Annotated in this window: 8 protein-coding genes; 5 read left to right on the top strand and 3 right to left on the bottom strand. The window is 49.7% G+C overall.

Annotated features, from left to right (window positions below; all coding sequences use genetic code 11):
* Positions 1-27: 27 nt before the first annotated feature.
* From CFK45_RS08405 to CFK45_RS08415, 3 genes are all read left to right on the top strand, one after another.
* Positions 28-2,700: a response regulator gene (locus tag CFK45_RS08405; RefSeq protein ID WP_158224647.1), complete on the top strand. Its 2,673-nt coding sequence runs from the start codon at positions 28-30 to the stop codon at positions 2,698-2,700.
* Between the two features lie 150 nt (positions 2,701-2,850).
* Complete coding sequence (locus CFK45_RS08410; RefSeq protein ID WP_096086003.1) at positions 2,851-4,527, top strand: SpoIIE family protein phosphatase; 1,677 nt, start codon at positions 2,851-2,853, stop codon at positions 4,525-4,527.
* Between the two features lie 62 nt (positions 4,528-4,589).
* Positions 4,590-6,011 carry a sigma-54-dependent transcriptional regulator gene (locus CFK45_RS08415; protein ID WP_096086004.1) on the top strand — a complete coding sequence of 474 codons (1,422 nt, stop codon included), beginning with the start codon at positions 4,590-4,592 and terminating at the stop codon, positions 6,009-6,011.
* A gap of 1 nt (position 6,012) precedes the next feature.
* Here CFK45_RS08415 and serB read toward each other — a convergent pair whose 3' ends face one another.
* On the bottom strand, positions 6,013-7,218 hold the full coding sequence (gene serB, locus CFK45_RS08420; protein ID WP_096086005.1) for a phosphoserine phosphatase SerB: 1,206 nt from the start codon (positions 7,216-7,218) through the stop codon (positions 6,013-6,015).
* A 214-nt stretch (positions 7,219-7,432) separates the two neighbouring features.
* Here serB and CFK45_RS08425 point away from each other — a divergent pair, with 214 nt between their 5' ends.
* Both CFK45_RS08425 and olsF read left to right on the top strand, forming a co-directional pair.
* On the top strand, positions 7,433-8,587 hold the full coding sequence (locus CFK45_RS08425; protein WP_096086006.1) for a hypothetical protein: 1,155 nt from the start codon (positions 7,433-7,435) through the stop codon (positions 8,585-8,587).
* Between the two features lie 115 nt (positions 8,588-8,702).
* On the top strand, positions 8,703-10,421 hold the full coding sequence (gene olsF / locus CFK45_RS08430) for a bifunctional ornithine lipid synthase OlsF (protein WP_096086007.1): 1,719 nt from the start codon (positions 8,703-8,705) through the stop codon (positions 10,419-10,421).
* 134 nt (positions 10,422-10,555) lie between these two features.
* Here olsF and traF read toward each other — a convergent pair whose 3' ends face one another.
* Together traF and CFK45_RS08440 are read right to left on the bottom strand one after the other, a co-directional pair.
* The gene (traF, locus tag CFK45_RS08435; RefSeq protein WP_096086008.1) at positions 10,556-12,055 is read right to left on the bottom strand and encodes a conjugal transfer protein TraF; all 1,500 of its coding nucleotides are present in this window, start codon (positions 12,053-12,055) and stop codon (positions 10,556-10,558) included.
* 206 nt (positions 12,056-12,261) lie between these two features.
* Entirely contained in the window at positions 12,262-13,146 is an 885-nt protein-coding gene (locus tag CFK45_RS08440; protein ID WP_096086009.1) for a LysR family transcriptional regulator, read from the bottom strand.
* Positions 13,147-13,283: the final 137 nt, after the last annotated feature.

A 13,283-nucleotide genomic window follows, 5' to 3' on the forward strand; every position in this document is an offset into this window, starting at 1 on the left:
ACTAGACTATCCTTAATGGCAGCTAAGATGACAGTGAAAAACAACATGCTCTCAAGTAACGAAGTTCCTTCAAAACTAGGTCTACTGCTGGTAGACGATGAAGAGTTCAATCTAAAGGCATTAAAACGCATACTCAGAGACCAAGGTTTTAACATCTTCTGCGCTCGCGATGGCCTGGCCGCCCTGGAACTGATGGAGCGCGAGCAGATCGCCATTATTATTTCAGATATGCGCATGCCGAATATGTCAGGTGACGACTTACTAATTAAAATAGATGAGCGCTGGCCGGAAACACTAAAGATAGTTCTTACCGGCTACACCGATATAAGTAACACCTTAAACCTTCTCAATGCTTCAAGCATCTACCGCTATATCAGTAAACCGTGGGATGACGACTTCCTGCTTTCTACGGTGCACGAAGCCGCCGCAATATACTGGGGCAAGGTGATGGATTATTGCGTTGAGAAAAACACCCTGGCTCAGAATGAAAAGCTGCAAGAATCCAACACCCACCTTCGCCACTCGGTCGAACAGAGCCAAGCTCGATTAAAGAAAGTCAACGAAAAACTAAAAAGTGCCTACGATGGAGAAAGACGTTTACGTCGAGCCCGCCAGGAAGCAGAAAAAGAGAGCAGCGCCAAAAGCCGTTTCCTGGCAACGATGAGTCACGAAATACGAACCCCTCTCAACGCGATTATCGCCACCAACTCCCTGTTACTTGAATCAACACTTAGCGACGAGCAAAAAGAACTGGTTCAACTTAGCCTAAACGGTGGCAAGACCTTATTGTCGCTTATCAACGACATTCTCGATTTCAGTAAAATTAATGCCGACAAACTCGAACTTCAAAACAGCTGGTTTGATTTATTGAAGTTGGTCGACGACAGCTGCGAACTGATGAGTGGCCAGGTAATCAATAAACCCGTAGAAATTATTACCCTTACCGACGACAAGGTACCGCGCGAATGTTTTGGTGATGAAGGTCGCATCAAACAGATTTTGAACAATCTCATATCCAATGCACTTAAGTTTACTGAGTTTGGCTGTGTCGCTGTCGAGGTGAGCATGCACGATACGCTGACAATCAAGGTGCGCGATACCGGTATCGGTATGTCTGCTGAGAACTTAAAGCATATATTTGACGAGTTCACTCAAGTTGATGACAGCACAACCAGGCGAACCGGCGGTACCGGTTTAGGTTTAACCATTTGCAAACAACTGACCGAACTTATGGGGGGGAATATCAGCGTGCAGTCGAGCTTGAACGAAGGCAGCTGTTTTAGCGTCGAACTACCGATTAAAAGTAGAAGTTTGCTGCATTTACCCAGAGTCAAACAAACAAAACCCGAGTGTATTTTATTAAGCCAAAACCCATCGTTATTTACTTACTTAAAGCGCCAATTAGAACTATTTAACATTCAGCTAAATTACTCCGATAGCAATCATTTTGAGATAGATAAATCCGGGCACTATGCCGCTATATTTTACGATTTAGATACGGTTTGCCCTCTGCCAAACGATAACAGCAGCAACAAAAATAGCAACAAAAATAACAACAAAGCGTCAAACAATATGGATAACGGCAGTCAAAACCAGCGGCAAGCACTTAATATTGCCCTGATATCAAACGATGGTTTTGGCCGGGAGAAAACACTTAAACAGCAGTTTTTCGACTTGGTACTTCGCAAGCCCCTTGGGCTCAGGTCTTTGCTTACCAATTTTTTACAAAGCTTTGTCAAACACCACCACTACAGCACCGACGACTTTCAATTCGAAGGCGAAAACTGGCAAAAACAAGCAGACGAACATAATTATCAATACAGCTTATATATACCTGCAAAGATTTTAGTTGCCGAAGACAGTCCATCTAATCAAGCCGTTATAAAAAGCATATTAAAAAACCTAGGCGTTGAGGTTGATATTGCCAATAATGGCCAGGAAGCTGTCGAGAAGGCGCAACAAAATAGCTACGACCTTATTCTTATGGATATGGCAATGCCGATCAAAGATGGCATTAGTGCCAGTAAAGAAATTATTAAACAAGCGGGATCTACACACCGCTGCCCGATCCTTGCTCTGACCGCAAACGCCTACAAAGAAGACAGACAGCGCTGCAGCGAAGCAGGCATGAGTGACTTTATCAGCAAACCGATAGATGTTGCATTATTCAGAGAAAAAATTAGTTACTGGTGTGGGCAACACCGGCCGCAGCTTGATGTAGAAACGCCTATAGATATATCGCTCTCGACGACAACCGAAACCAAGTCTGATCCAGGTTCTGAGCCAATGCCTGAATCAGAACCTGAGACCGGGCCAAATTCTTACGAGCACGGTCAATCACAACAGCATTGTGAGCTGCTTGACTTTTCAATACTAAAACAACTTGAAAGAGACACATCTTCGGAAGTTTTACCCGACATCATTTCGATTTTCATCGACGAGACCGAACAGCGTATACCGCTGATGATGAACTTATTTGATCAAGAACAGTGGCAAGCCTTAGGCTCTGAAGCTCACACCTTAAAAAGTAGCAGCGGAAGTTTTGGCGCAGCGAAACTACAAAAGCTTGCAGAGAAGATAGAACAGCATGCACTGCAAAATGATAAAGCGCGCAGCGTGCCTCTCAGGGCCGAACTACATAAGCTGGCCCAACTAAGCTTAGCTGCAATAAAAGATGTGCAAAAAAACGGGCTGAATTAACACCGGTGAAGCACCGTTATAGCAACACCATAACTAGCAACAACACCAGAACTAACAACAACAGCATAACCAACCACAATATAGCTAACCACAACCAAATTAAGAGCATCCGGGCTGAGCAATGCCAAGGCCCGCTGCGCGGCCTTTATTATGCCCAGTGATTTTACTTTCAAGCTCATTGAGCTACAGATCAGCGCAAACTACGAATCAATACGATCCGCGCGCGCTCAGCTTAAATCCGCACTCGACACGCTCTTTATATCCGTTAACAACAAACAAAACCAAAAAATAGTTGATAACATTCAGCTTGTATTTTCCGAATGTGCAACAAACTTTGTTGAACATGAACAAGGCATCAATCGCATCGATGTTTTGTGCAGCCAGGAACAGAACCACCTGCTGTTGACGATCGGCAGCCTATCACCGTCAAACAGTGAAAAAAACTTAAAAGCCTGGCTTGAAAACTCAGCAGCTATTGAGCCCGATGCCTTCGATAAGCTCGCTAGTATCGACAAGCTCGAACTCTTTCGCTCCGGTGGTCGCGGCGCTGCCATTGTCAAAAGTAGCTGCGATCATATTGAAATACTCAAAAGCAGCTGTAAAAAAACGCCGTCGGCCTGTGCTTTATCGGCAACAACACCACCGGCAACAGCCGGCGCCAGCATGTGGCAGAATCGGATACAGGCACAGTGGCAACTTCAGCAAGGCTCGCAGTTAAAGCTGTTGCTAATAGAAGACGACCCTGCGCAAAACGCGCTGTATTCAGCCTACCTAGCCCTTAATTATCAACTGTGCTCTTGTACAAATTTAAACGACGCGCGGCAACAACTTAAAGACAATGACTTTGATTTAATACTGTCGGACATTCATCTCAGCGACGGCAGTGGTTTTGAGTTAAAAAAGGATTTGCTCAAAACTAACAGCACCAGCGAAACCCCCTTTGTGCTGATGAGCGCAGACAGCAACGACAAGCTCTCAACCCGCGCGGCAGAACTCGGCGCCGATAGTTTTATTTTAAAACCGTTTACCAAGCACCAGTTACTCACCACCATTCAACGTGTATTGATACGCAGCAAACAACTTCGACGCCTGCACGACAAGCAGCTGTTAAGCCGTATTAGCCAAACACTGTGCGCCCGCCCGCCGCAAACGAGCGGTCGCTGGCGCTTAGCGCTGCACAGTGACGGCCCCGGCGAAGGCGGGGGCGACCTGATCGCATTTGAAAATGACGGTGCCACATCGTTTATTATTGTCGCCGACATTATGGGGCACGATGTCGCCGCAAAATTCTTCAGCCACGCCTACCTCGGTTATATCCGCGGTTTATTGAGCGCTTATAAACACATGCGCCGCAATAAAACAGACCTCTACCCCGACCCGGCCACCTTTCTTAGCGGTTTATCGCAAGCCCTGCACAGCGACAAACTGCTCTCGGCAAGCATGTGTACCTGCTGTGTTATTAAACTGTTTGATCAAGGAGAGCTACATATTGCCAGCGCTGGCCACCCCCCGGCCTGGAAAGTCACCCATGCAGATACACGGCCGCTCAACTCAGGGGGCATGTTACCCGGCCTCTTGGCCGACATAAGCTATTCTACAACTAAACACCAAATTAACAGCGCTGAGCGCATCGCCGTTGTGACCGATGGCTTGTTAGACACAGTACCGGGTAAAGCCAGCTGCGCCGAACAAAAACTAAAACAAAGCATGCAGGCCAGCCTGTCTCAGGATATTAACACTGCCTGTGAACGCAGCTTTTACAGTGTGATTCAGCAAAATACTGTGCTAACCGACGACGCCGCGCTGTTAATGATAGAAACCATCTAAGAAAGATAAACACAAAGACAAGCTTTGCCGGCTTAAGCACTGAAGTAAAAGGGAACAAGACTGTGAGCCATATACCTAAACTACTACTTGTCGAAGATTCACCGTCACTGTCAGAAGTTTACAAACAGTACTTAAAAAAAGAACGCATTCACCTTTTTAGCGCCAGCAACGGCAGTGACGCTATCAGCCTGGCCAAAGCGCAGAGCCCAGATTTGGTTTTACTCGATCTAAAACTGCCCGATATCCCCGGCGAGCAGGTACTCACAGAAATAAAAAAGGCGCTGCCACAGTGCTGTGTGATTGTGATTACCGCCCACGGTAATGTCGATATCGCCGTTGAACTTATGCGCCTTGGCGCCCATGACTTCCTGCAAAAACCCATCGACGCTACTCGCCTGCTAACCACGGTGCGCAACAATATAGAAAACTTAACTCTAAGGGCGCTCGTGTCCAACCTCAGCGGCTCTTATCAGCGCAAAGGCTTCCACGGCTTTGTTGGTAACTGTGCCCCGATGCAGGCGGTGTATCGTATTATCGAGTCGGCAGCGGCAAGTAAAGCGACAATATTTATTACCGGGGAAAGCGGCACCGGCAAAGAAGTGTGCGCCGAAGCCATACACAAACAAAGCCCGAGAAATTCCGGCGCTTTTATTGCGCTAAACTGCGGTGCCATCCCCAAAGACCTGATGGAAAGTGAAATTTTTGGCCATGTCAAAGGCGCATTTACCGGGGCTGCAAGTGAGCGTAAAGGCGCGGCAACTCTCGCGGATGGGGGCACCTTGTTCCTCGATGAAATCGGCGAAATGGACCTGGAGCTGCAGACCAAGCTTTTGCGTTTTATCCAGTCAGGCTCGGTAAAAAAGGTCGGCAGCAGCAAAGAAGAGCGCGTTGACGTACGTTTTATATGCGCAACAAATCGCGACCCTCTAGAGCAAATAGTCAGAGGAGAATTCAGAGAAGATCTTTATTATCGCCTAAACGTTGTACCGATTCACCTACCGGCTTTAAGAGAGCGCGACGACGATATCAACTTGCTATCTGAGCATTTTCTTCGTCTGTATGCCAAAGAAGACGGCAAGCAATTTGAAAGCCTATCAAGCGAAGTAAAAACCCGCTTTAATAACTACGACTGGCCTGGCAACGTGCGCCAGCTGCAAAATATTATTCGCAATATTGTGGTACTCAACGACGCCCAAAGTGTCGAATTACAGCACTTGCCCATGCCCTTTAAGCAAAGCCAAAACGAGCCCCCTGCCGAGCCCCAAGGCCTTACAGCAAATGAACAAGCTGAAGCCGTTCAGCGCTCAGCCGTTAACGGCGCTCAAACAAACCCGCAGACAAGCGGCGTGCGGCCGCTGGCAATTGTAGAGCGCGAAATTATCGAACACGCCATTTTGCACTGCCACGGCAATATTCCGCAGGCAGCGGCGCTGCTAAAAGTCAGCCCGTCGACCATCTACCGCAAAAAACAAAACTGGCACTGAGCTAGCTAATCTCTCTGTCGCGAAAGCCCATCAAATACAAAATCGCATCGAGACCGAGATTGGAGATTGCATTTTTTGCCTCCGCCCTTACCAGGGGTTTGGCTCGGAAGGCGATGCCGAGGCCGGCAATGCTGAGCATCGGCAAATCATTGGCACCATCGCCGACGGCAACCACCTGCTTTAGACTGATCTGCTCTTTGGCAGCGAGCTCGCGCAACAAATCGGCTTTGCGCTGACCGTCGACAATCTGAGTGTGCACTTCACCGCTAACCTTGCCATCGACGATGTCGAGGTCGTTGGCGTAGACATAGTCAATGCCAAGCTTTTGCTGTAAATAGTTGCCAAAATAATTAAAACCGCCGCTCAGGATCGCCGTTTTATAGCCGAGCTTGCGCAAGGTTGATATCAAGCGTTCGGCCCCTTCTGTCACCGGCAGTTTTTCGGCAATGCCCTGCAAGACACTTTCATCCAGGCCCTTTAATAAGGCAACGCGCTCGCGAAAGCTCTGCTGGAAATCAAGCTCGCCGCGCATCGCCGCTTCAGTAATCGCGATCACTTTCTCGCCGACACCGGCCGCCTTGGCAAGCTCGTCGATGACTTCGGTTTCGATTAAGGTGCTGTCCATATCAAAACACACAAGCCTGCGTGTGCGCCGGAACATGTTGTCTTCCTGGAAGGCGATATCGACATCCAGTTCAGAGGCGAGCTCGGCAAAGCGCGCGCGCAGCTCTGTAGTATCGTCGACGTGACCGCGCGCGCTGAACTCAACACAGGCACTCGCGCCATTGCCTTCGAGCGGCACACGGCCACTCAAACGACTAATATTGTCGATATTCAGACTGTGCTCAGCCATAATTCGGGTCAGCTTACTAATTTGCTCGGCGCTGATTTGCCGCGCCAGTAGTGTCACGATATGGCGGGGTTTACCCTGCAGCGCAACCCAATCTTCATATTCTGCTTCATCGATGGGTTGAAAGCGCACTTGCATGTCGAGCTCGTGCGCGGCAAATAGAATTTTTTTAACAACGTTGCCGCTGTGTTCGGCATCGGCAAGCTCAACTAACATGCCTAAGTTGAGGTTCTCGTGAATAACGGCCTGGCCGAGATCGAGAATATTGGCCTCGGCCTCGGCGAGCAGGGCTGAGATTTTGGAGGTAACAGCGGGCTTGTCTCGCCCAAAAAGCGTGATGAGTAACAGTTCGCGCACAGTCGTGACTTCTAATTAATTAGCAACTAGGCCATTATAACGGATATCGTGACAGCACAGTGAAGCGCTGCCCCAGGCTTGATAATTTGGTCGCGAGATCAAACAAAATTGCCTTTTTTAGCCCAGAGAGTGAGCAAGCTCAGCTTTAACCGGTACTGAGTAAACACAACAATAACCAATGACGCACCGCTCCCTTAGAGAATACGGATAAATCTTGATCAGCTTAGAACAACCAGTTAAACGCCTCGCTATATTTGCTTTGGGCCTGAGCTTCGGCTTAATCGCCGTGCTCGCGTCGGTGCACAGCAGTTGGCAGCAACAACAACTCGCGCAGCAAAACCACTACGGTCAGGCGCTGACTAAAGCCACCGCAAGAGAAGCCGTCGCCGCCGCGTTTGCCCGCGACCTTGTCAGCCTCGGCGCCATCGTTCAAGCTGCCGCCGGCAGCGAGGATGTGCTGCGTGTTGCCGTGTACAACGCGGAAAATCAGATATGGGTTCAAGCCGGGCCCGCTATCCGGGTTTTACCTGAGCAGGCTTTGCGCTTTGAACAGCCGATTACCCTGGAAAACAGCATTGCCGGCGCCGTCGAGCTCTACCTCAAGCCCCGCCCCTACCAACTGCCGCTGCAAGGCTTGTACAACTTACTCATTCTCGGCGGGCTGGGCTACGCCGCCTTCAGTCTGCTCTACCACAGCAAACTGCGTATTCGCCTGCCTCAGCGCCGCCGGCCCAGCCCGCAAGCGCAAGACAATGCAGCCGAGCTAAATACAAGCGAGCCATCGGCAAAATCAACAACAGCCACTGACAGCGACGTACACGAACGCTTTATTTGCTATGAGCCGCAAAGTGCCTGTGTGGCCCTGCGCATTAAAAATGTCTCTGTGCTGCAAAATCAGCTTAGCGGCGCGATGTTTCGCTCCACTTTTAAAACTTTTGAAGTCAAACTGAACAATATTGGCGCCTTGTATGGCGCTGACAGTTGGCGCTGGCACAACGATAGGTATTTAATTGAAGTGCAGGCTGAAAGCCAGGAGCAGGCGCTGTTTAACGCCGCCTGCTGTGCCAAACTGATGCTCGATCTGTGTGGCATTATCGACCGCGTACCACTGGATCTGAGTGCCCAGGTCGGCCTTGATGAAAACACGCTCGAAAGCGCCAGCATGCCGTTTGTTGGGCTCGCTATTGAAGACTGTGCCGACAGCCTTTTACTGCTCCAGGACAGAGTCAGTTTGCTCGAATACGGCGATACCAGCGCCAACTGCCAGCTTATTGCAGAGTTTCACTCGCCCTACGCGGAACTGTTACACAAACAAATGCAGAGTTTGAAACAGGCAAGTAAAACCCCGGCTCAAAAACAAGTCAGCTGAGCACAAAAACAGTCACCAAAGTGTCACCGCCGCTTCATGCAAGCGTCATACTAGCCATCTAGCCTGCTGCGCAAGGCGCACAGCTTAAGCTGTGCTTTGCACAAGTAGGTGAATTATGATCAATATCGAAGCGGCCGTGAACAACAAGTTCCCGACCTTTGCCAATCAAAGCCCCATTATTCGCCGGCCGACGCTGGCGTTTTTACGCAAGCTGATTCGCGAAAGAGAAATTAATCAGTTCCTGCTCGACCGGCCCGGTGTCACTGGCCTCGATTTTATTGACGAGATTTTTGAGTACTTCAATTTCAGCTACAGCGTCAATTTTGATCAGCGCCGCAATATTCCCGCACTCGGCCGTGTTGTGATTATCGCCAACCACCCTATCGGCTCGCTCGACGGTCTCGCCCTGCTGCGTCTGATCAGCGAAATTCGCCCCGATGTGCGCATACTCGCCAACGACATGCTCAGCAACTTCAGCGCGCTGAACGAGTTAATTATTCCGCTCGACAATATGGGTGGCAGCTCGGCGCGCAAAGCTTACAAAGAAACGCTGAAGGCACTGAACAACGAAGAGGCCATTATTGTTTTCCCCGCCGGTGAAGTCAGCCGCGCTCACCCCAAGGGGGTTCGCGATGGCAAATGGCTACCCGGCTTTTTGAATTTTGCCCGCCGCGCCGATGCTCCGCTTTTGCCGATACGCGTGCACGCCCACAATTCCATGTTGTTCTACGGCGCTTCTATGCTGTTTAAACCGCTCGGCACCGCCTTGCTTGCGCGCGAAATGTTTAACAAGCAAAGTAATAGCATTCATTTTTCCGTCGGCGCACCGATACCCCGCAAAGCACTCGACAGCAAAGCGCTGAACGATCGCACCTTAGTTAAGCGCCTGCGCGCCCACTTATACCGCCTGGGTAAAAAACGCCACAATCCGGTTTTTGAAACCGAAACAACCATCGCTCACCCCCAAGATAGAAAAGCCCTGCAGGCCGAACTCAAACAAAATGAGCTGATCGGTGAAACCCGCGACGGCAACCGTATCTATCTTGCACGCTGCAACAAAGACAGCACCTTGTTAAAAGAGATAGGCCGCCTGCGCGAACTCGCCTTTCGCAAAGTTGGCGAAGGCACCGGCCGCAGCGCCGATACCGATAGCTTTGATGAGCACTACTTGCACCTTGTACTCTGGGATCACGAAAACCTGGAAATAGCCGGCGCCTACCGGCTCGGCGAAGGTAAAAAAATACTTGAAGAAAAAGGCCTGGAGGGTTTTTACACGGCCTCGCTCTACCACTATGCCGATGAGTTTTCGGCCTACATCGAGCAGGGCATAGAACTGGGCCGCAGTTTTGTAAACCCCAAATACTGGGGCAAAGCCAGCCTCGACTACCTGTGGCAAGGCATCGGTGCTTATCTCGCGCGCAGCCCAAATGTGCGCTACTTAGTCGGCCCGGTCAGCATGAGCGCAGACTACCCCAAAGCGCTTATGGATACCCTGGCCTTTTTTTACCAGCGCTACCACGCTGCGAACTTGCCCCTCGCCAAAGCTCAGCAGCCGTATAACATAGACAGCCAGACTCGAGTAAAACTTGAAGCCGAATTTGCCGCTCTCGATAGAGAGCAGGCTTTTGAATTTATGCAAAGTCGCTTCAGCGAATTTGAACTAAAACTGCCGGTGCTGTTTAAACAGTACAGCGCTCTATTTGAGGAGGGCGGTTTTCAGGCCTTGGTATTTAGTGTCGACCCTGATTTTGGCGATTGCCTGGACGGCTTGTGTATGTGCGATATAAGTAAGTTAAAAGCCAATAAAGCCAAGCGCTATCTCGGTACTCATTAAAACCTGACAAACAACAGGCGCTCACAAAACACTGGCGCTTGTTGTTTGTCTAAATATTTACGAGCGTTTATTTGCAAAGGCCCCAAAAAAGCATTCGCCAGCTAAAAAATCGACTTTCAGTAGGCCCCACTAATTTAAATAGCGAGTTTAAAACCAAGCCGCAGGGCAACACTGCGAGGCACGTTTGTATCTTCAATCTCAACCGTTTCCATGGCACTGCTCAGGTCCAGGCTGACAACGTCAAAGAACAGCGCACCAAGGCTGACAGCATTTAACTCACTGCCGGCAAAATTCTGGCGATAACCCAAGCTAAACGACGGGATCCAGCGGCTGGGCGCATTGTACATAGCACTGACATGCAGCCACTGGTTCTCTTGATACATAGGGTCGACCGTTTCATTCAGATCCATCGATAAGTTGGCAACCCAGCGCTTATTGGCGGTAAATACTGACGCGTCGGCGCGAAACTGGCGATCGAGTTGAAATTCAAGTTCGCGCTGCAGGCGTCGCTGTACACTTGCGTTACTGATATCTCCGGTGCTGCGCTCGGCAAAATCAAAACTCGCTTCGTGTAAATTTTTGATTTCACCACCTACTTGGTAGTGCTTGGTCGCCCAGATAATTCCTAGATCCGCCGTAACACCGCTTTTGTATTCAAACTCGGCGTTGCGAATATCTTCAAACAGACTTTCGGCATCGGTAATATCGCCGATGCGTGTCGCAAAACTCGAGCGCCCGACATAAAGCAGCGCCGGTTCAACACCGAAATATAAATTACCGCTGTCAAAATCACCGAGTTCGCGTGAATAAGCGAAGCGAAACTCGGTTAAATTCATACTTTTGGTTAACAGCGTGCTGTCATTGCTAAAACTTGTTGATAGCAGTTGCTCGCCCTGAGGGTCGACCGATAACAATAAACCACTGCTTAACTGAAATGTCTGCGCTGGTGAGTCTTCATTGAGCGCCAACAACGAATCCAGTGCCGCGCGCGCCTGCTCTTTATCGAAGTTCAAGGCCTCGGGAATGCCAACCGCTGACGACTGGCTTTGAGAGCTCAGCTTAAACGCCAAGGTGCCGCCGAAAACATCGCGATTTATTAACAGTGGAATATCAAAACCGTAATCGGCGGTAGCGTAAGCCTGTGCGCCGACAAGGCCAATCAAACCGCCTACAATCGCCGCTTCGCGAGCGACATAATCTAAGGTTGCCTCTAGGTCGGGATTGTTGATATCAAATTCCGGAGGCAGATTAATATCGCCGGGAAAGCCGCCGCCACCGTTGCCGCCATTACCTCCGTCACCACCATTGCCGCCATCGCCACCACTGCCGCCGCCATCACCACTGTCACCGTTTAAACGATTGGCCAGGCCGTCGATATATTCAAACAGTTTATCGATGTTTCCATACTCCAGCCCCGCTTCCATATTAAAGGCGGTATGTACATATGCAGAGGAACGAGTGCTATCGCGATGGTAGGCGCCACTGGCAGGGTTATACAAACTGCTAACCCCGGCCTGCTTGTTGTAGACAGGCCCAACGGTCGAGCGCAATCCGGTTTCGAGTGGAGCGGCATAAAGTGATGCAGAACTTAAGGTAACAGCGCCGATAACTGCGGCGGATAAGAGTTTACGCATGGGTGACTCGTTAATTGTTATATTCAGAGTGCGACTAAAATAGCGGGCTAAATAATGTAACTACAATTATGCAGCTACAATAATTCAACTACGATAGCGCAACTACGATAGTGCAACTACAAAAAGCAGTGCGAAATAAGGCTGTAACTCAAATAACTGTTGCTATTGTAGTCAGTCCACTTTGCTAAATAAATATACAGAAAAAATTATTCTGTTTTTTTGGCCAGCGCCAGCAGCGCCTGTACATGCGCTTGTTGCTGTTCGCCACAGCGAAAGCCCAGATAAATATTTTTATCGATACCGTACTGCCCCAGGCTCAGCGCTTTAATGTTCAAGCTCTGCGAAAATTCATCCGCCAGCCAGCGCGGCAACGCGGCAACACCGCGACCGGCAGCAACCAGTTGCATCATAATCTCTGTCGCTTCGACATGCTTGTGCTGGCGCGGACTAATACCCGCCGGCACCAATAAGCGAGAGAAGATATCCAGACGGCTGCTTTCAACGGGGTAAGAAAATAAACACTGATCGGCCAGCTGCTCGGCTTCAACAAAGTCGCACTCTGCCAGTTCGTGCTCTTTGGCGACAACCAGTACCTGCTCATATGCAAATACAGGTTCGTAAACAATGCCTTCTTTGCGCAGGGGGTCGGGCGTTACCAACATATCAATTTCATAATTAAACAGCGCCGCCAAGCCGCCAAACTGAAAGCGCTGGCGCACATCAACGTCGACCTCAGCCCACGACTGTAAATACACTTCGAGCACCCGCAGCAACCAGCGGTAACAGGGGTGACATTCCATGCCGATGCGCAGCAGCGCTTTTTGCCCAGCCGCATAGCGCAACAGACTTGCATCGAGCTGTTCAAGCTGGGGCAACAGGCGTTTTGCTGAGCGCAACACGTGTTCGCCGGCCTGAGTAAAGCGCAGGCTTCGCCCCTGTTTTTGCCAGAGCGCTGCGCCAAACTGTTGCTCAAGTTTTTTTATGCTGTGACTCAGCGCGCTTTGGGTTAAGCACAGCTTATCGGCGGCCGCCGTCAGTGAGCCGCAGCGCTCCAGCTCCGTCATGATCTGCAGGTGAATTCTTTCAATCACATCAATGAACCATATTCATAGGATCTTGAATTTTAACCATTTTTATTCAACAAAAACCAGCACTAGACTGCGTAGCAACAAAAATCAGCGGTAAAACACTGACAAAAACAGCCCGTGGCCTATTAACAACAAAGGAA

This window comes from Agaribacterium haliotis, assembly GCF_002312815.1.
GTDB lineage: Bacteria > Pseudomonadota > Gammaproteobacteria > Pseudomonadales > Cellvibrionaceae > Agaribacterium > Agaribacterium haliotis.